This window comes from Acrocarpospora macrocephala (assembly GCF_009687865.1).
Lineage (GTDB): Bacteria > Actinomycetota > Actinomycetes > Streptosporangiales > Streptosporangiaceae > Acrocarpospora > Acrocarpospora macrocephala.
Genome location: NZ_BLAE01000039.1, coordinates 1 through 19,877 on the forward strand (window position 1 = coordinate 1; position 19,877 = coordinate 19,877).

Genomic DNA, 19,877 nt, shown 5'->3' on the forward strand with positions numbered 1-19,877 from the left:
GTCTTGAAGGTGTTGTGTCTTCGAGGCTGCGCGAACTGTTTGTGGCATTGGTTTTGCTCGTGTCCACTATGTGATTCTGAGACAACAAGCGGACACGCGTGCGTGCATGTGTGGTTTGGTTGTTTGTTTCATAGTGTTTCGGTGGTTTTAGCGGTGGGGAAACACCCGGTTACATTCCGAACCCGGAAGTTAAGCCCTCCAGCGCCGATGGTACTGCACCGGGGACGGTGTGGGAGAGTAGGACGCCGCCGGACAATCTTTATCGAAGGGCCCCAGCCGAATGGTTGGGGCCTTTCGTGTTTTCGGCCCAGGAATCACCCGAGGAAATCACCCGAGTTCCCTGTCAAGGAACAAAGAGGCGTTCCGTCGGAGCGTTCAAGACGTTCAGCATCATGCCCGAGAAGAACACCGTTCCCAGGCTGAGCACACGTTTACCCAACCCGCTCAAGAACGTCGGAGTGATCTCTTCCTCGTCGACGATCGGCCATTCGTTGGGGAGCGCCTTGGTGAAACTGAAGTGCGCGTCGGAGAGCCGTACAAATGTGACTGGATAGTCGGCGAGTTCGATGATGGCTCCCTCCACGTCCTTGTGGTCGGGCAGGCACAGGAGAACGTGGTCGATGGTGTCCCAGCGCTGGTGCGCCATCGTCAAAGCGGTGGCGATTCCCGCACGGCTGATGGCTGAGTCAATATAGACCTCCGTTTCGCTGTCCGGGACGACATGATGGGACAGTCGCCCAGGCAGTCGCACGGATTCGAGCACTCGCTGGAGATCCCCCGGAGCTGGGGATTCCCTGCCCAGGAGCGACACCATCGTGCTCGCCGCCGCGCAGCCGAGTTCGGCATTCCATCTGCCGTACGAGGGGGGCAGCAACTCCGCCGGAAGGGCACCTGCGTCGAGGACGTCGAGTTTCAGGTTCGCCTTTTGCCGGACGACCATCTCGATGGCTTCCCGCACCGAGGGCTGCTGGGGTAGCGACACGACCGCCTTGGTCTGACTGGACACGACGGAGGCCTTCTCCTGAGCGATTTCCACGGGCGTGTCGCCGAGCACGCCCACATGCTCGGCGAAGATCTCCGCGATCGCCACCACCAATGCGGGAAAGATCGATACCTCATCTGACCCGCCGCCCATTCCGGCTTCCAGCACGAGGTAATCGGCTTCGACCTGCTCCGCGAACAGCACACCGGCGATAGTGAACAGCCCCGCGGGGGCCAGATAGCCAGGGAGGCGGTCCCGCCCAGGCAACCGCTGGAGGCCGTGACCGATTCGATCCCCGAGTGAGGTGAGTTCCGCGGCGGAGATCGCGGCTCCGTCCAACCTGATCCGTTCCCGGTTGGACCGGAGGCCGGGACTGGTGACCGTGACAACGCGGGAGCCCGACGCGGCAAGGAAAGCGGACGCGTAGGTCGCCGCCGTGCCTTTTCCTTTCGAGCCGACCACCGTGAGAACGGGCATGCCGGCGCCAGAAAGGCCGATCAGGCGGAGCAGGTGTCGCGCTCGCTCCAGACTTCGACGCGAGGCGTCGGGACGCGACCGCCAGTCCGCGAAGAAGGCACTTTCAGAGCTCACCGCGCGAGTCTACGCGGTCCATCAGCCGCGACCTCCGGGTGCGCGACGTATCCGTAGGGGGCCGATGACCATCGATAACTGCTCGAGCGCCAAACAGAAGGAGCAGGTCGCCGAGGTGCTCGCCGTTATTCGGCGCCGTTTACGCGGCTGGTGCTTCTCGCCGCACCGGCGCCAAGTGCGGTAGCGCGCACCGGCGCGAAGTGCGGTAGCGGCATTGCTGTCTGTTGTTCTTCGCCGGGAGGCCGGGGAGACACGGCCGCAGGGGAGGCCGGTTGGGGCGGCATTAAACTGGCTCGGTGACAGCAGCGCAGGACATCCACGCAGTCGAGGCCGCGATCCGTGCGCGCGGTGTCGAATGGGACATCGACCCGACCCTGGATCGGATGGTGGGCCTGGTCGACCTTCTGGGCCAGCCGCAGGCGGCGTTTCCTGTGATCCACATCGCCGGCACCAACGGCAAGTCGAGCACGGCCAGGATGGTCGAGGCGCTGCTGCGGGAACGGAACCTCCGGGTCGGGCGCTATACCAGCCCCGAGTTCGCCTCCATGCGCGATCGCATCTGCGTGGACGGTGTCCCCCTGGACGAGGACCGGTTCGTCGAGCTGTTCCACGAACTGGAGCCTCACTTCGGGATCGTGGACCAGAAGTACGGGCGGTTGAGCTTCTTCGAAGTGCTCACGGCGATGGCCTTCGCCGCATTCGCCGATGCCCCCGTGGACGTGGCCGTCATCGAGACCGGCATGGGCGGCACGTGGGACGCGACCAATGTCGCGACCGGGGCGGTGGCCGTCATCACCGCCATCTCGCTGGACCACACCGACTACCTCGGTCCCGACGTCGAAACGATCGCGACGGAGAAGGCGGGCATCATCAAGCCGGGCGCCACGGCCGTGCTGGAGCAGCAGGTGATCAGCGCCGCCGAGGTGCTGATGCGGCGGTCGGCCGAGGTCGGGGCGACCGTGGCGCGCGAAGGGCTGGAATTCGGCGTGCTCCACCGCGAACTGGCCATGGGCGGCCAGCTCATCCACCTCAAGGGACTCAAGGGCTCCTACGAGGAGGTCTTCCTGCCCCTCTACGGAGCACATCAGGCAAGCAACGCCGTAACCGCGCTTGCGGCGGTGGAAGCCCTGACCGCAGGAGACGATCCGCTCGCCGACGACCTCGTACGGCAAGCCTTCGCCCAGGTGACCAGCCCAGGACGCCTGGAGGTGGTCCGCAGAGGCCCGACCGTCATCATCGACGCCGCGCACAACCCCGGCGGCATGGAGGCCTCGGCGGACGCGATCACCGAATCATTCGGCTTCACCCGGCTGATCGCCGTGGTGGCCGTCATGGCCGACAAGGACGTCGACACCATCCTCGAACTCCTGGAACCCATCGTCGAAGAGATCGTGATCTCCAAGAACTCCTCGCCCCGATCGATGGACCCCGAGGAGCTGGCGCAACGCGCGGAGAGCGTCTTCGGCCAGGATCGCGTCCATCTGGCCCCCCGCCTGGACGACGCGATCGACCTGGCGATCAGCCTCGCCGACCAGGGCGACGAGTTCGGCGCCGGGGTGCTCATCACCGGTTCCGTCGTCACCGCAGGCGACGCCAGGCTTCTGCTGAAGGTCGGGTGAACATGTTCGACGTCACCCCCGGCATGCGCCGGCTGGGCGCCACCGTCCTCGGCATGGAAGCGATCGTCGTCGCCCTGGCCACCCCGGTCGCGATCACCATCCAGAATGTGGAACCCCAGGTCGCGGCCACGATCGGCATCGGGATGGCGGTGCTCTGCGTGATCGTCGCGGGCCTGCTCAGATACCCGGCCGCCTTCATCGCGGGCAGCTTGCTGCAGATCCTGGCGATCGCGACAGGTTTCCTGGTCAGCACGATGTTCTTCCTTGGGGCAATCTTCGCGGCTCTATGGATAACAGCGATATTCGTCGCTCGCCGTGTCGAGGGCGCGACGAAGCGCTAAAGTCGGCCACCATGGCCGTCCCTCCAATTCAGCCGCTGCACCCTCCGCTGGACGTCGTCCGCGCGCCCGCGGTGGCCATCGTGGTCGACATCCTGGTGGCCCTTCTGATCGTGGCCACACTGCCGCTGGCGATCCTGGCGATTCCGAACACGATCTCCGTCGTCGCGGCGCTGCTGCCGCCCGACGTGTCGCAGATCGCGATGATGCGCGCCCATGGCCTGGCCCTGCCCGCCATGCTGCTCACGGTCCCGGCCGCCGCGCTGGCGGTGCGCCGATTCCGCGCCGCGCCCGTGCTGGTCGCCGGTCTGACCGTGCTGGCTCTGGCGGACGCCGCGGGTGGATTCGCGGACGGCCCGGTGACGGTGGGCGTGCTGCGGGTGCTGCACGGCATGGGTGCGGGCCTGCTGGTCCCGGCGACGCTGGTGGCGGCGATGGAGCGCCCGTCCCGGCGAATCCTGCTCCCGGTGTGGGCCGGCGCGCTGGCGGTGAGCCTGCTGGCCGCTCAGGCGCTGGCACTCTGGCCGCTCGACGCGGTCTCCTCCTGGCAGGTCACGCTCCAGCCGTACCCGTTGCTGACCGGAGTGGCGCTCGCGCTGGCCGCGGTCTTCCTGGTGCTGTGGTTGGTGAGCGACAAGAAGGGCACCGGTGGTCCGCGGCTGTCGTCGACCGAGCGGACGCGGCTGGTCATGGCGGCCGTGCCGTCGGCGGGGATCGCGCTGCTCGCGGTGGGGACGACGTTCGACTGGCCGCCGCTGATGGTGATCGCGGTCGCGTCGGTGGCCGTGGTCGCGATGCTAGGTCTGGGCTCGGTGGCGACCTTCGATGGTCCGGGTGGCCGGGTGCTGGCGTTCACCAATGTCGGCGTCGGGCTGGTGGTGCTGCCGACCGCCGCGCAGATGACGTATGTGGAGCTCGGTGGTCTGGGCGGGCCTGGGCTGACGGGCATGTGGGCGCCGTTCGGGGTGGCCGCCATCGTCGCCCTGCTGGCCGCGCACGCGGCGATGCGCGTGAACGAGGAGCTGGCGGCTCGGCTGGCCGCCGCCGGGCTGGTGACGGTGGTGGTCGGTCTGTGCGCGGTGCGGCTACTCGTGCCCACCATGGGCGGCTCTCTGCTGCTGGTCCCGTTCGTTCTGCTCGCGACCGGAGGGGCGGTCGCCATGGTGAGCGCGCTACGCCTGGCGGGGCAGGTGGCCGCCCTGTTCGGCCTGTCCCTGCTCTTCCCTGCGGTCCTGGCCGGGTTCCTGCTCGGCACCGGCATCCAGGTGACCCGGCTGCGCGCGGTCAGCGAGGCGGAGGACGCCACCCGTCAGGCCATGGTGGATGGGTTCGTGGGAGCTTTGCACCTGTGGGCGCTCATCGGTGGGTTCGTTCTCGTGCTGGTGCTGCTGCTCGCGTCCTTTCTGGCCCGCCGGTCCGCGCTGGCCGTACGGCCGGAGGAGCCGGCAGCGGGTGAGCCGGAGCCGCCGGTGGTTCCGGCGCCCACGCCCTCTCCGGAGGACAGGAGCGATGACGCGGGAGCCGACCGGTAAACTGCGGCTTGCGCGCGTGCGCGCCCCGAGTCTTCCTTCCGCGGCCGTCCCTGCGCACGCGGATCGCATCAAAGGAGAAACCCGTGTCCGAGCGTACGCTTGTCCTGATCAAGCCGGACGGTGTCCGTCGTGGCCTCGTCGGCGATGTCATCGGCCGCATCGAGCGTAAGGGCCTCAAGATCGTGGCGATGGAGCTGCGCACGCTGGACGCCGACACCGCCAAGGCGCACTACGCCGAGCACTCCGAGCGCCCGTTCTTCGGGGAGCTGGTGGAGTTCATCACCTCCGCGCCGCTGGTGGCCATGGTCGTCGAGGGCCCGCGCGCGGTCGAGGCGTTCCGGGCGCTGGCGGGCCTCACCGACCCGGTGAAGTCGGCTCCCGGCACGATCCGCGGCGACCACGCTCTGGAGATCGGCGAGAACGTCGTGCACGGTTCCGACTCGACCGAATCGTCCGCCCGGGAGATCAAGATCTTCTTCCCTGACCGTTTCTAGGCGCCTCACTCGCGAAAGCCCCGGGAAACCCGGGGCTTTTCGTGTTTCCGCAGGTAGATGTGGATAAACGTGAGAAATCTGAGGGTCAGCGTGCTCGGCCATGGGTACAACACGTTACGATTCGAATGCGATGCGTTATCACCTGCGGACCACCTGAAGGGAGGCCTCCTTCCCATGGGCAGCAAGCTTGCGTTTCTCGGCCGCGACATGGCTGTCGATCTCGGCACGGCCAACACGCTGGTCTATGTGCGCGGGCGTGGCATCGTGCTCAATGAGCCGTCGGTAGTGGCCATCAACACCACCTCGGGCAAGATCGTCGCCGTTGGCATCGAAGCCAAGCGCATGATCGGCCGTACGCCAGGAAACATCGTGGCGGTCCGCCCGCTGAAGGACGGCGTTATCGCCGACTTCGACGTCACTGAGCGCATGTTGCGCTATTTCATCCAACGGATTCACAAGCGCCGTCACTTCGCCAAACCACGCATCATCGTCGCCGTGCCCAGTGGGATCACCGGCGTCGAGCAGCGCGCGGTCAAGGAAGCCGGCTACCAGGCCGGCGCCCGCCGTGTCTACATCGTCGAGGAGCCGATGGCCGCGGCCATCGGGGCGGGCCTGCCGGTGCACGAGCCGACCGGCAACATGGTCGTGGACATCGGCGGCGGCACCACCGAGGTCGCGATCATCTCGATGGGCGGCATCGTGACCAGCCAGTCCATCCGGGTCGGCGGCGACGAACTCGATCATGCGATCATCGCGTACGCGAAGAAGGAACATTCGCTGATGCTCGGCGAGCGGACCGCGGAAGAGGTCAAGATCGCGATCGGCGCCGCGTGCGCGATGCCGGAGCAGTTCCACGCCGAGATCCGCGGCCGTGACCTGGTCAGCGGCCTGCCGAAGACGGTCGAGGTGTCCGCCGACGAGATCCGTGCCGCCATCGAGGAGCCGCTCAGCTCGATCGTCGACGCGGTCAAGTCGACCCTGGACAAGTGCCCGCCGGAGCTGTCCGGCGACCTGATGGACCGGGGCATCGCGCTGGCCGGCGGTGGCTCCCTGCTGCGGGGCATGGAGGAACGCCTGCGCGACGAGACCGGCATGCCGGTGCACCTGGTCGACAACGCGCTCGACTCGGTCGCGCTCGGCACCGGCCGGTGCGTGGAGGATTTCGACGCGCTCCAGCAGGTCCTGGTCCCCGAACCGAGGCACTGAGGCACGGCGATGAAGGACACTCGGCGGACGCGGGTCGTGGTGGGGTCGCTGCTGGCGACGGCGCTGCTGCTGATCACGCTCGACCACCGCAGCGGGGACAGCCCGGTGCTCGGGCCGATCCGGGGGGTCGCCGCCGGGGCGTTCGGGGCCGCGGAACGGGCCGCGGCCTCGGTCACCGAGCCCGTCGGCTCGTTCTTCCAGGCGCTGGCGGGCGCGTCGAGCGCGCAGCGGAAGATCGCGGAACTGTCCGCCGAGAACGGCAGGCTGCGCGGCGAGCTGACCGCGCAGCGGCTGGACCGGCAGCGGTCGGCCCAGCTGAACGGCATGCTCGGCCTGGCCGGCCGGGGCGGCTACCGGATTGTGCCGGCGCAGGTGATCGCGCGAAGGTCCGCGCCCGGGTTCGAGGACGCGGTGGAGATCGACGCGGGCGCCAGGGACGGCATCCGCGCCGAGATGACCGTGCTCAACGCGGACGGCCTGGTCGGCCGGGTGGTGCGGGCCGAGCAGCACACCGCGACCGTTGTGCTGTTGTCGGATCCGGCCTCCTCGGCGGGGGCGCGGCTGGAGGGCGGCAACGAGCTCGGCGTGGTCAACGGCCTGGGCCAGAACGGCAGCGCCGGGCGGTTCCTGCGGTTCCGGCTGCTGGACTCCTCCGCGCCGCTCACCGTCGGGCACCGCATCGTCAGTTTCGGGTCGATGCGGGACACGCCGTATGTGGCGGGGGTTCCGGTCGGGGTGATCGAGCGGGTGGAGGCGACCCCCGGCGAGCTCACCCGTACGGCGTATGCGCGGCCGTTCGCCGATCTGACCTCGCTGGACGTGGTCGGCGTGGTGGTGAAGGCGCCGACGCGGGCGCCGCGTGACTCGGTCCTGCCGGGCGGGCGGCCGGATCCGAAGCCGCTCAAACCCGTCCCGAGTGTCTGACATGGCGCGGAATCTGGGCACCGCCGCGCTGATCTTCGCCGCGCTCGTCGTGCAGATGACCGTGATCAACCGGATGGGTTTCTCGGTGACACCCGATCTGGTGCTGCTGGTGGTGATCGCGCTCGCCACGCTGCGCGGCGAGACCGCGGGCGCCGTCATCGGGTTCCTGGCCGGGCTCGCCGCCGACCTCACCCCGCCCACCGACCACGTCCTGGGGCAGTACGCGCTGGTGATGTGCCTGACCGGCTACCTGGCCGGGCGGTGGGCGGCCCGGGTGCCGCTGCTGTCGGTGGCCGCGTGCGCGGTGGGCGCGCCGGCGCTGGCGGTCGGGGTGGGGTCGCTGCTGGGCGATCCGGGCGTGGACTGGTCGACTTTCATGGCGATCTGGCCGGGCACGGCGGTGTGCAACCTGCTGGCGGCGCCGATCGTGGTCTGGGCGGTGCGCGGGCTGTTCCGGCCGGCCCGATCCAGGGACGTGCTGATCATGGGAAGGAGACGGCCGTGAACCGGATGCGGACCCGTTTCGTGGTGTTGCACGTGCTGGTGCTGTCGTTGCTGGCGGTCCTCTCCGTCCGGCTGTGGCAGGTCCAGGTGGTGCGCGGGCCGGAGTTCGTGGCGGTGGCGACCGAGACGCGGACCAGGGATGTGGTGGTGCCGGCCATCCGGGGGCAGATCCTGGATTCGGCCGGGCGGCCGCTGGTGCGCAACCGCACCGGTCTGGTCGTGTCCATCGATCGCACTCGCCTGGATCGAATGCCGGACGCGGGCGACGCGGTGCTGAAGAAGCTGGCGGCCGTGCTCGGGTCGACCCCGGAGTCGTTGCGCGAGCGGATCCGCTCGTGCGGGCCCGGGGTGGCGCGGCCGTGCTGGACGGGCTCGCGATACCAGCCGATTCCGGTGGACGACGCGGTGACGACCCGGGAGGCGCTGCAGATCCTGGAGCGCCAGGAGGACTTTCCCGGGGTGACGGCCGAGGTCCAGGCGGTGCGCGACTATCCGGGCAAGACGCACGCGGCGCAGGTGCTCGGGTATCTGCAGCCTGTGACGCAGCAGGAGCTGGAGCGCCGGCAAGGGCTCAAGGCCAGCTATTCGGGCGTCGACCTGGTCGGGCGGGACGGGCTCGAAGAGATCTACGACCAGGCGCTGCGCGGCAAGTCGGGCCTGCGCCGGGTCCAGGTGGACCGGATGGGCAAGGTCATCGGGGTCGAGCAGCAGGTCGCGCCGATCACCGGGGACACGCTGATCACCAGCATCGACGCGAAGGTGCAGGCCATCGTGGAGAAGGCGCTGGAAGGGGCGATGCAGCGGTCGCCGCAGGCGGACGGCGCGGCGGGGGTGGTGCTGGACGTGCGGACCGGGCGGGTGATCGCGATGGCCAGCATGCCCACCTACGACCCGTCGGTGTGGATCGGCGGGATCTCCGAGAACGAATACCAGCGGCTGCTATCGGACAAGTCCGGCCGTCCGCTGGTGTCCCGCGCGATCAAGGGCACGTTCGCGCCCGGCTCGACGTTCAAGGTCACGTCGGTGTCGGCGATGGTCAAGGACGGCTACCCGCTGAACGGCACCTACGACTGCCCGGGCGCGTTCATGGTCGGCAGCCGGCCGTTCCACAACTTCCGCGGGATCGGGCTCGGCCCGATGAACCTGCACACCGCGCTGGTGAAGTCGTGCGACACGATCTTCTACCGGGCGGCGTACGAGATGTGGCTGCGCGACGGCGGCATGAAGCCCAAGCCCAAGCCCAAGGACCCGATGGCGGCGATGTCCCGGGCGTACGGGTTCGGGAAGCTGACCGGGATCGACATTCCGGGGGAGTCGCCGGGGCGTATCCCGGACCGGTACTGGAAGAAGAACCTGTGGGCGGCCACCCGGGCGACCAACTGCATTCGCGCCAAGAAGGGGTATCCGGAGGTCAAGGACGGGAACAGGGCGGCGTTCCTGAAGCAGCTGGCGTACGAGAACTGCCTGGAGGGCTTCCAGTGGCGGGCGGGTGACGCGGCGAACTTCTCCATCGGCCAGGGTGACGTGCTGGTGACGCCGCTGCAGCTCGCCAACGCGTACGCGGCGCTGGTCGGGGACGGGAAGGTGCGCAGCCCGCGGATCGCCTGGGCGCTGGTCCGGCCGGACGGCACCAAGGTCAAGGAGATCGTGCCGCCGGTGATCGGCAAGCTGCCGATCGACGAGACCACCCGCGCCTACATCAAGAACGCGCTCAGCCAGGTGCCCTCCGACGGCACCGCGGCGGGGGCGTTCGGCGGCTGGCCGATGAACCTGGTCAGCATCGGCGGCAAGACCGGCACCGCCGAGGTGTACGGCAAAGCCGACACCGCCTGGTTCGCCTCGTTCGCCCCCACGACGAAACCCCGCTTCGTGGTCGTCGTCATGGTCTCCCAGGGCGGCATGGGCGGCTCGGCCGCCGCCCCGGCGGTCCGCGAGATCTACGAGGGCATGTTCGGTTTCGGCAAGGACCACGCGCCCGCCGCCCTCACCGAACCCGCCAAACGGTTGCCGGTGATCAAGCCCGACGGCACGGTGAACCGGTGATCCCCGCCACGGCGGTGCCCAGGCGCAGGTCGCTGGCCAGCCGCGCGGTCGGCGAGGGCTCCGCCGTGCGCCGGATGGACGGGGTGCTGCTGATGGCCGTGGGCGCGCTCTGCGTGCTCGGCACCCTGCTGGTCTGGTCCTCCACCAGGACCTGGATGTCGGTGGAGCCGACCGGCCTGGTCAAGAAGCACGTGCTCAACCTGGGCATCGGCGCCGTCCTGCTCAGCGCGGTGGCGATGGTGGAGCCGCACCGGCTGCGGGCGTACGCGCCGGTCGTCTACCTGATCGCCATGCTCGCGCTGATCCTGGTGGTGACCCCGGTGGGCACCACGGTGAACGGCTCGCACTCCTGGATCATGCTCGGCGGCGGCTTCGCCATGCAGCCGTCCGAGCTGGCCAAACCGGCGCTGGTGCTGCTGCTGGGCATGCTGCTGGCCGAACCGGCGGAGGGCACCGACCGGCCCAGGACGCTGGATCTCCTGCTCGCGCTGGCCGCGTCGGGGCTGACGATGGCGCTGGTCATGCTCCAGCCCGACCTGGGCACCACCATGGTGCTCTCGGTGATCACCGGCGGGGTGCTGATCTTCGCGGGGGTGCGGAAACGCTGGATCGGCGTGGTGGCGGGGGCCGCGGTGCTCGGGGCCGGTCTGGTGTGGTCGTTCGGGCTGCTCCAGCCGTACCAGGTGGCGCGGTTCACCGCGTTTCTCAACCCGGCCAGCGACCCGCGCGGGGTGGGCTACAACAGCACCCAGGCGCTGATCGCGATCGGCTCCGGCGAGGTCTTCGGCAAGGGCCTGTTCCACGGCGGCCAGACCACCGGCCGGTTCGTGCCGGAGCAGCACACCGACTTCATCTTCACCGTGGCGGGGGAGGAGTTCGGGTTCCTGGGCGCGCTCACCGTGATCGCGCTGCTCGGCGTGGTGCTGCTGCGCGGGCTGCGGATCGCCCGGTACTGCGAGGACCGGTTCAGCGCGCTGGTCGCGGCCGGCATCGTCTGCTGGTTCGCGTTCCAGATGTTCATTAACGTTGGGATGACAATCGGCATCATGCCGATTACGGGATTGCCCCTGCCTTTCGTCTCGTACGGCGGGACGGCCACGTTCGCCAACATGATCGGGATCGGGTTACTGCAGGCCATCCACATCAAGGAGCGAAGCTTCGCGGGGTGAGAGCCGCCCGCAGGATCCTGCGGAGCGCTCTCACTGGCGCGACTTTCGTCAAGCGAACAATCTGGGAACGTACCTTGAATGTGCGATGACGGATGAACTCAGGACGCCATCCCCGAAGATCCCCCGAAGACGGAGGAACGGTGACTCCGGACGACGAGGCGCAGGAGCGCGGGCGCGCTTTGGACCTGCTCCGAAAGGCATTTCCCGACTACCGGATCGTGTACGGCGGCGGCCGATGGGCGGCGGCGGCAGCCGGGAACCCGCCCACGGTGTGGTTCGCCCAGACGGCGAGCAGCCTGTGCGGGCAACTCTTCCTCGCCCAGCTGCGCAACGGCGGCACGGTGGGCCCGTTTCACGCGGAGAGCGACTCGCAGTGCGCACGGTGACCTTTTCGTAACGAGTGCCGGGCTAGCGTGGTATCGCCCCCTCTTGGAGAGTCAATGACCCATTCCGCCCGTGACCGTTCGGCCATTCAGTTCGCCGGCGCCATCCGGGACCGCACGCTCGCGGCCCTGGGCGAGGCGCCGTCGACCGCCGTCATCCATCAGATCGCCGAGGAGATCCACCTCAGCTCCCCCCAGACCTCCCGGTTGAAGTGCATGCGGCTGGCCAACGGCTGGACGGTGGAGGAGGCGATCGAGCGGTTCCACGACATGTGCGACCGTTCCCAGATCAAGCGCCGGGGCCTGTCCGAGCGCTCCTGGCGGGAGTGGGAGGCGGGCGCGCGGCCCGACCGCGAGTACACCGACCTGCTCTGCCGCCTGTTCGAGACCGGCCCGGTCCAGCTGGGCTTCGCCCGCGACTACACGCCGGAGGAGGCCCGCCGGGCCCAGGCGGGCGCGGGCGACCCGATCGCGGACGCCGCCGCCGAGGCCAGCGAGCACGCCGAGGAGGCCGAGACCAGCGAGCTCGGCTCCGGCGCGCTGGAACGCCTGCGCACCCAGGTGATCTGGGTGGGCCGCCGGTACGTGTGGGAGACGCCGCTGCCGCTCTTCGTCGAGATGCGCGCCCTCCAGGAGCAGACCAGGAAGGCGCTGGAACGCCGCATCCACCCGACCCAGGCGGGCGAGCTGTACTTCCTGACCGGCGCGCTCTGCGGCCTGATGGCCAACGCCAGCATGGACATGGGCCGCCGGGTGCCCGCCGACACGCTGGCCAGGGCCTCCTGGACGTACGGCCGGATCTCCGGGCATCCCTCGCTGATGGGCTGGGCCCGCGGCATGCAGGCCTCGGTCGCGCTGTGGGACCGCCGTTACGAGGACGCGGTCAGATACGCCGGCGACGCCCTCACCCACCTGTCCACCGGCAGCGGCGGGGCCAGGCTGCACATGCTCAGAGCCCGGGCCTGCGCGATGCTGGGCCGTTCCGCCGAAGCCAGGGACGAACTCCACCGAGCCTCGCAGGCCCGGGCGTCCGGCGGCCCCGACGAGCTGCACGACGAGATCGCCGGGGAGTTCGCCTTCCGGCCCGCCAAGGAGCACTACTACGCGGCCGTGACCCACCTGCACCTGGGCCAGGCGCCCCGCGCGATCGAGGAGGCCAGGGCCGCCATCGCGCTCTACTCCGCCGACGAGCGGGAGAACCGCTCCTACGGCTGCGAGGCGATGGCCCGCGCCCACCTGGCCATCGCCTACGTGCTGGAGGACGACCAGGAAGGCGCGGAACAGGCGGTCGCGCCGCTGCTGGAACTGCCGCCAGAACGCAGGATCGACAGCCTGGGCGCCACTTTGGCGGCCAGCAGATCGCTGGTGTCGGACCGGATGGCCCGCCAGATCGAGGGCTTCTGCTCGGTCGGCCTGGCGCAGACCCGTGACCTGAGTTTCGAAACCCCGGCCAGGGTGCTGAACACATGACCGCTCCCACCGTCGCCGGAGTTCCCGCGACGCTCGCGCAAGCCTGCCATGCCGCCGGTCTGGACCCGGCGGGCGCGCGCCTGCTGCGCAGCTTCGCCAACATCGTCTACCTGCTGCCCCGCGAGTCGGTGGTGGTACGGCTTTCCGACGCCAACGCCCTCGGCAAGTACGACCGCCTGGTCGTCTCGCTCAAGGTCACCCGCTGGCTGGTGGAGCAGGGCTTCCCGGCCACCATGCCGCTGGATGTCAAGCAGCCGCTGGCCGTCGACGGCGCGCTGGCCACGTTCTGGCACTACGAGGAGCACGCCGGGCCGCCCCCGGACCCGGCGCCGCTCGGCCTGATGCTCCGGCGGCTGCACGCGCTGCCGCCGGTGCCGTTCGACCTGCCGACCTTCGATCCTTTCGGCACGATCCGGCGGGCCATCGCGGCCAGCCGGGCCATCGACGAGGAGGAGCGCGAGTGGCTGACCGAACGGTGCTCGGCGCTCTCCGACGCCTACTACGAGCGGCTGGAGTTCGCTCTGCCGTACGGGCTGGTGCACGGTGACGCGCACCGGGGCAACCTGCTCCGTACACCTGAGGGACTGCTGCTGTGCGACTGGGATTCGGTGAGCGCCGGGCCTCGCGAGATCGACCTGGTGCCCACGCTGGTGGGGGCCAGGTTCGGGCTGACCGAGGCGGAACGGGACGGATTCGTCGAGGCGTACGGGTATGACGCCAGGAACTGGTCCGGGTATGGGGTGCTGCGCGACACCCGGGAACTGCAGACTCTGACGGCCGTGCTCAGGAACGCGCACCGGGATCCGGGGTCGCGGGCGGAGTTACGGTTCCGGCTCGCTTCGCTACGGGCCGGTGACGACCGTACCTGGCACGCCTTCTGAAGCGGATACCCTTGGGGCATGTCTGTCGAGTCCTTGTTCCCCCGCCTGGAACCGCTGCTGCCCAAAGTGCAGAAGCCGATCCAGTATGTGGGGGGTGAACTGAACTCGACCGTCAAGGACTGGGACGAGGCCACGGTCCGCTGGGCGCTGATGTATCCGGACGCCTATGAGGTGGGCCTGCCCAACCAGGGCGTGCAGATTCTGTACGAGATCCTCAACGAGCTCCCGGACACCATGGCCGAGCGCACCTACGCGGTGTGGCCCGACCTGGAGGCGCTGATGCGCGCCGAGGGCGTGCCCCAGTTCACCGTGGACGCGCACCGGCCGGTGCGCGCCTTCGACGTGCTCGGGGTGTCCTTCTCCACCGAACTCGGCTACACCAACCTGCTGACCGCGCTCGATCTGGCGGGGATCCCGCTGCACGCGGTCGATCGGACCGACGACGATCCGATCGTGCTGGCCGGTGGGCACGCCGCGTTCAACCCGGAGCCGATCGCCGACTTCCTCGACGCCGCCGTGCTCGGCGACGGCGAGCAGATCGCGATCGCCATCTCCGAGGTGATCCGCGAGTGGAAGAACGAGGGCGAGCCGGGCGGCCGGGACGGGGTGCTGCTGCGGCTTGCCGAGACCGGCGGCGTCTACGTGCCCAAGTTCTACGACGTGGAGTATCTGCCGGACGGCCGGATCAAGCGGGTCGTGCCCAACCGTCCCGGGGTTCCCTCGCGGGTGTTCAAGCACACCGTGATGGACCTGGACGAGTGGCCGTATCCGAAGAAGCCGCTGGTGCCGCTGGCCGAGACCGTGCACGAGCGGTTCAGCGTGGAGATCTTCCGCGGCTGCACCCGGGGCTGCCGGTTCTGCCAGGCGGGCATGATCACCCGCCCGGTCCGGGAGCGCTCGATCACGGTGATCGGCGACATGGTGGCCAACGGCATCAAGGAGTCCGGCTTCAACGAGGTCGGCCTGCTGTCGCTGTCCAGCGCCGACCACTCCGAGATCGCCGAGGTCGCCAAGGGCCTCGCCGACCGGTATGAGGGCACCAACACCTCGTTGTCGCTGCCGTCCACCCGGGTCGACGCGTTCAACATCGACCTGGCCAACGAGTTCTCCCGCAACGGCCGTCGCTCCGGCCTGACCTTCGCGCCCGAAGGCGGTTCCGAGCGCATGCGCAAGGTGATCAACAAGATGGTCACCGAGGAGGATCTGATCCGCACCGTCACCACCGCCTACACCCAGGGGTGGCGGCAGGTGAAGCTGTATTTCATGTGCGGCCTGCCCACCGAGGAGGACATCGACGTCCTCGGCATCGCCGACCTGGCCAAGAAGGTCATCAAGGCCGGTCGCGAGGCCACCGGTTCGCGGGACATCCGCTGCACGGTCTCCATCGGCGGTTTCGTGCCCAAGCCGCACACCCCGTTCCAGTGGGCCGCCCAGTGCGACCACGAGACGGTGGACCGGCGGCTCCGCGAACTCCGCAACAGCCTGCGCAACGACAAGCAGTACGGCAAGGCCATCGGATTCCGCTACCACGACGGCAAGCCGTCCATCGTGGAGGGCCTGCTCTCCCGGGGGGACCGGCGGGTCGGCGCGGTGATCAAAGCCGTGTGGGCGGACGGCGGGCGGTTCGACGGCTGGAGCGAACACTTCTCCTACGAACGCTGGATGAAGGCGTCCGCCGAGGTCGGGGTGGACGTGGACTGGTTCACCACCCGGGAGCGCGAGGAACACGAGGTGCTCCCGTGGGACCACCTCGACGCCGGGCTCGACCGGGAATGGCTCTGGCAGGACTGGCAGGACGCCGTCAACGACGTCGAGGTCGAGGACTGCCGCTGGACACCGTGTTACGACTGCGGCGTCTGCCCCACCATGGGCACCGAGATCCAGATCGGGCCCACGGGGCGGAAGTTGCTGCCGCTGACCGTCGTGTGAACGACGCGTGAGAGCGGCATATGCTGAGAGAAGAATTTCTGACTCGAAGAGTATCGATTCAATATCAATAACAGGGATAGACGAGACCGGAAGGACGACGGAGCACTGAAACCCGTTCCCGATGGGCCCCCGCCCGCGCCCGTGGTGCAGCGCCTTCGTGTGCGTTACGCCAAGCGTGGACGGTTGCGCTTCACCAGTCACCGCGACATCTCCCGCGCGCTCGAACGAGCGGTCCGGCGGGCCGGTATCCCGGTGGCGTACAGCGCGGGGTTCAGTCCACATCCGAAGATCTCTTACGCCGGAGCCGCCCCGACCGGGGTGGCGAGCGAGGCCGAATACCTGGAGATCGGGGTGAGCCGCGCGTGTGATCCGCTCCGGCTGCGCGCCGACCTGGACGCCTCGCTTCCGCCGGGCCTGGACGTGCTCGACGTGGTCGAGGCGCACGCGGGGAGCCTGGCCGACCGGCTGGAGGGGTCGATGTGGGAGGTGCGGCTGACCGGGGTGGACCCGGCCGAGGCCGCATCGGCGGTGACGGCGTTTCTGGCTGCCGCGCGTGTGGATGTGGAGCGCCTGACCAAGAAAGGCTTGCGTGCGTTCGACGCACGTCAGGCGGTCCAGACCCTCACCGTGGCAGAGAACGCGGATGGAACGGCAGGTCAGGAGCCGATTCAGTCGTGTGTCATACTTCGCATGGTCGTTCGGCACGAAACTCCTGCCGTCCGGCCCGATGACGTGCTCATGGGATTGCGTCTCGTGGCAGGCCTCGCGCCGCCGTCACCCCCCGCGGTGACCAGGCTGGCGCAGGGGCCGCTCGACGCGATAACCGGTGAGCCCGCCGACCCGCTCGAAGCCGACCGGGTTGGTGACCACCTATAGGACTTGCCGCCGCGGCCCCGTCAGGAGGCCAGGCGGACCGCGAGAGACGAATGCTCCCGCGCGGCGCGGAAACGCGCCCGGGAGCTGACGGGAGAGCGCCCGCATGCTCGACAACGAGCCCACTGTCGGCGATACGACAACAGAGACCACACAACTGAACACCGACGAGACCAAGACCGTGCGCCGTCGCGCCAGCCGCCCCGCCGGGCCTCCGCCCGAGCCGGACGACATCCCGACGGCTCCGGCGATCCAGGCCGCCGCCGCCCAGGCGCTGGCCAGCCCCGCCGTGGGTACGGCTGTCGCCGAGAAGCCCAAGCGCACGCGTACGAGCAGGCGTGCGGTGGCCGAACCGGCGGAATCGGCGGCGCCGGCCGAAACGACGGTATCTGCGGAGACGACGGCTGAGGTGGCCGAGGTCGCCGAGAAGCCGAAGCGTGTCACCCGCCGCCGGACGAAGGCCGCCGATGCGGCTGAGGTCGCTGAGACGTCCGAAGCGGTCGTGGCCGATGTGCCTGTCGCGGCGGAGAAGCCGGCCCGGCGGACCAGGACCCGCAAGAAGGCCGAGCCCGTCGAGGAGCCCGTGCCTGGAGTCGACGAGGCTGTCGTCGAGGCTGAGATCGACGCGGTCGTCGAATCGGCGGCCGAAGCCCCGGTGAAGCGTCGCCGTACCCGGAAGAAGGACGACGACGGAGATCATCGTGGGGAACGATCCAGCGCGATGAGCGCCGCCGAGGCCCAGGTGGCCGCCGCGATGCTGCTGGCCATGCCCGCCGAGGAGCCGCTGGACGACGAGCCCGCCGGGGAGGACCTGGACGAGGATCTGTCCCCGCAGGCGCGGGTCGTGGCCGACCCGTTCGGGCTGTCGGCCGCCCGGCAGGCCGATGTGCCGTCGGTGACCTTCCAGCCGCCCGCCGCCGTCTTCCAGCCGCTGTTCCAGGCCCCTGACCCGTTCGCGGCCAAGCAGGTTCCGGTGAAGCAGGCGCCGGTCAAGCCCGCCGTACCGGCCGAACCGGTGGAGGAGCCGGAGCCGGTGACCGCCGAGGCCGAGGAGGCCGAGGAGAGCGACGAGGAGGCCGGCGAGGACGGTTCCCGCCGCCGGCGTCGCCGCCGGGGCGGCCGTGGCCGCGGCAGGGCCCGCGAGAACGACGAGGCGGGCGAGGACGAGAGCGGCGAGGAGGAGTCCGCCGAGGAGGAGGACGCGCAGGCCGCGTCCGCCGAGGAGGAGGGCGAGACGACCGGTTCCCGGCGTCGCCGCAGGCGGCGCAGGCGGGGGACCGACGACGCCGAGCCGATCAGCGACGATCCGCCGAACACGGTGGTCCGGATCCGCGCGCCGCGCGCCGGGCGGACCGCCCTGTCCACCACCACCTCCGTGGACGAGGTGCAGGGCTTCCGCGGCTCCACCCGCCTGGAGGCGAAGAAGCAGCGCCGCCGCGAGGGCCGCGAGATGGGCCGCCGCCGCCCGCCGATCATCACCGAGTCGGAGTTCCTGGCCCGGCGCGAGGCCGTCGAGCGGGTCATGGTGGTCCGCAGGCACGGCGGCCGCACCCAGATCGCCGTGCTGGAGGACGGCGTGCTGGTCGAGCACTACGTGGACCGCGAGGCCAGCCAGTCCTACGTCGGGAACGTGTATCTGGGCAAGGTGCAGAACGTGCTGCCGTCGATGGAGGCGGCGTTCGTGGACATCGGCAAGGGCCGCAACGCGGTGCTGTACGCCGGTGAGGTGAACTTCGACACCGCCGGTCTGGAAGGGCAGCCGCGCCGGATCGAGGCCGCGCTCAAGTCGGGCCAGCCGGTGCTGGTGCAGGTCACCAAGGACCCGATGGGCCACAAGGGCGCCCGCCTGACCTCGCAGATCAGCCTGCCGGGCCGCTACCTCGTCTACGTCCCCGACGGTTCCATGACCGGCATCTCGCGCAAGCTCCCGGACAAGGAGCGCACCCGGCTCAAGCAGATCCTGCGCAAGGTGATGCCGGAGAACGCGGGCGTGATCGTGCGCACCGCCGCGGAGGGCGCGTCCGAGGACGAGCTGGCCCGGGATGTGGCGCGGCTGTCGGCGCAGTGGGAGGCGATCCAGCGCAAGGCCAAGTCGGCCAGCCCGCCGGAGCTGCTGTCCGGCGAGCCCGACCTGACCGTGCGCGTGGTCCGGGACGTGTTCAACGAGGACTTCGCCTCGCTGGTGGTCTCCGGCGAGGAGGTCTGGGCGGACGTGGAGGACTATGTCAGCCATGTCGCCCCGCACTTGGCCGAGCGGCTGTCCCGCTGGGACGAGCCCGGTGACGTGTTCGCCGCCTACCGGGTGGACGAGCAGATCTCCAAGGCGATGGAGCGCAAGGTCTGGCTGCCGTCCGGCGGCTCGCTGGTGATCGACAGGACCGAGGCGATGACCGTCGTCGACGTCAACACCGGCAAGTTCACCGGCCACGGCGGCAACCTGGAGGAGACCGTCACCAGGAACAACCTGGAGGCGGCCGAGGAGATCGTGCGCCAGCTCCGGCTGCGGGACGTCGGCGGCATCATTGTCATCGACTTCATCGACATGGTGCTGGAGAGCAACCGCGACCTGGTGCTGCGGCGGCTGCTGGAGTGCCTGGCCCGGGACCGGACCAAGCACCAGGTGGCCGAGGTCACCTCGCTCGGCCTGGTGCAGATGACCCGCAAGCGGGTCGGCCAGGGCCTGCTTGAGGCGTTCTCCACGCCCTGCGACTGCTGTCACGGCCGCGGCCTGATCGTCTCGACCGAGCCGGTCGAGGCCAAGCCGGAGCCGCGTGGCACGCAGGGCAAGATGGCCATCGAGAAGGCGGTCGCCGACAAGCTCGGCGACGGCTCGGCGGTCGCGGCCGACGACGGCCGGGACAGCGTGACCGACAGTTTCGACGAGGGACAGCCGCGAGGGAGGCGACGCTCCCGGCGGTCCAGATCGGCCGATTAAACAG

The 19,877-nt window shown here is 69.5% G+C and carries 16 protein-coding genes and 1 rRNA gene; 16 read left to right on the forward strand and 1 reads right to left on the reverse strand.

The features are described from left to right. Positions 1-137: 137 nt before the first annotated feature. Positions 138-254: ribosomal RNA gene (rrf, locus tag Amac_RS31415) — 5S ribosomal RNA — on the forward strand. Between the two features lie 89 nt (positions 255-343). Here the strand turns inward: rrf and Amac_RS31420 are convergent. Beyond that, entirely contained in the window at positions 344-1,186 is an 843-nt protein-coding gene (locus Amac_RS31420; RefSeq protein ID WP_246268841.1) for a folylpolyglutamate synthase family protein, read from the reverse strand. Positions 1,187-1,869: 683 nt separating this feature from the next. On the opposite strand from Amac_RS31420, the gene Amac_RS31425 reads away from it, so the two are divergent. From Amac_RS31425 to Amac_RS31495, 15 genes are all read left to right on the forward strand, one after another. Beyond that, positions 1,870-3,192: a bifunctional folylpolyglutamate synthase/dihydrofolate synthase gene (locus tag Amac_RS31425; protein ID WP_155358047.1), complete on the forward strand. Its 1,323-nt coding sequence runs from the start codon at positions 1,870-1,872 to the stop codon at positions 3,190-3,192. Between the two features lie 2 nt (positions 3,193-3,194). Further along, entirely contained in the window at positions 3,195-3,533 is a 339-nt protein-coding gene (locus tag Amac_RS31430; protein WP_155358048.1) for a DUF4233 domain-containing protein, read from the forward strand. Positions 3,534-3,544: 11 nt separating this feature from the next. Next, the gene (locus tag Amac_RS31435) at positions 3,545-5,062 is read left to right on the forward strand and encodes a hypothetical protein (RefSeq protein ID WP_155358049.1); all 1,518 of its coding nucleotides are present in this window, start codon (positions 3,545-3,547) and stop codon (positions 5,060-5,062) included. 83 nt (positions 5,063-5,145) lie between these two features. Beyond that, positions 5,146-5,556: a nucleoside-diphosphate kinase gene (ndk, locus tag Amac_RS31440; protein WP_155347590.1), complete on the forward strand. Its 411-nt coding sequence runs from the start codon at positions 5,146-5,148 to the stop codon at positions 5,554-5,556. A gap of 174 nt (positions 5,557-5,730) precedes the next feature. Next, positions 5,731-6,762 (forward strand): rod shape-determining protein, encoded by a 1,032-nt coding sequence (locus tag Amac_RS31445; RefSeq protein ID WP_155358050.1) that lies wholly within the window; start codon positions 5,731-5,733, stop codon positions 6,760-6,762. 9 nt (positions 6,763-6,771) lie between these two features. Next, the gene (mreC, locus tag Amac_RS31450) at positions 6,772-7,686 is read left to right on the forward strand and encodes a rod shape-determining protein MreC (RefSeq protein ID WP_155358051.1); all 915 of its coding nucleotides are present in this window, start codon (positions 6,772-6,774) and stop codon (positions 7,684-7,686) included. Position 7,687: 1 nt separating this feature from the next. Then, on the forward strand, positions 7,688-8,191 hold the full coding sequence (mreD, locus tag Amac_RS31455; RefSeq protein ID WP_155358052.1) for a rod shape-determining protein MreD: 504 nt from the start codon (positions 7,688-7,690) through the stop codon (positions 8,189-8,191). 5 nt (positions 8,192-8,196) lie between these two features. After that, positions 8,197-10,233, forward strand: coding sequence for a penicillin-binding protein 2 (gene mrdA, locus Amac_RS31460; protein ID WP_155358118.1), 2,037 nt, complete (start codon positions 8,197-8,199; stop codon positions 10,231-10,233). Beyond that, on the forward strand, positions 10,230-11,402 hold the full coding sequence (gene rodA, locus Amac_RS31465; protein ID WP_246268842.1) for a rod shape-determining protein RodA: 1,173 nt from the start codon (positions 10,230-10,232) through the stop codon (positions 11,400-11,402). The genes mrdA and rodA overlap by 4 nt, the downstream gene beginning before the upstream one ends. Positions 11,403-11,542: 140 nt before the next feature. Continuing rightward, the gene (locus Amac_RS31470; protein WP_155347586.1) at positions 11,543-11,788 is read left to right on the forward strand and encodes a hypothetical protein; all 246 of its coding nucleotides are present in this window, start codon (positions 11,543-11,545) and stop codon (positions 11,786-11,788) included. Between the two features lie 54 nt (positions 11,789-11,842). Beyond that, on the forward strand, positions 11,843-13,255 hold the full coding sequence (locus tag Amac_RS31475; protein ID WP_155358053.1) for an NsdA family TPR-like regulatory protein: 1,413 nt from the start codon (positions 11,843-11,845) through the stop codon (positions 13,253-13,255). Then, positions 13,252-14,136 carry a phosphotransferase family protein gene (locus Amac_RS31480; protein WP_155347584.1) on the forward strand — a complete coding sequence of 295 codons (885 nt, stop codon included), beginning with the start codon at positions 13,252-13,254 and terminating at the stop codon, positions 14,134-14,136. The genes Amac_RS31475 and Amac_RS31480 overlap by 4 nt, the downstream gene beginning before the upstream one ends. Positions 14,137-14,154: 18 nt before the next feature. Beyond that, the gene (locus tag Amac_RS31485) at positions 14,155-16,065 is read left to right on the forward strand and encodes a TIGR03960 family B12-binding radical SAM protein (RefSeq protein ID WP_155358054.1); all 1,911 of its coding nucleotides are present in this window, start codon (positions 14,155-14,157) and stop codon (positions 16,063-16,065) included. A gap of 141 nt (positions 16,066-16,206) precedes the next feature. Next, positions 16,207-16,941: a TIGR03936 family radical SAM-associated protein gene (locus Amac_RS31490; RefSeq protein WP_246268843.1), complete on the forward strand. Its 735-nt coding sequence runs from the start codon at positions 16,207-16,209 to the stop codon at positions 16,939-16,941. A gap of 103 nt (positions 16,942-17,044) precedes the next feature. After that, positions 17,045-19,873 carry an Rne/Rng family ribonuclease gene (locus Amac_RS31495; protein WP_155358056.1) on the forward strand — a complete coding sequence of 943 codons (2,829 nt, stop codon included), beginning with the start codon at positions 17,045-17,047 and terminating at the stop codon, positions 19,871-19,873. The last annotated feature ends 4 nt before the right edge of the window (positions 19,874-19,877 follow it).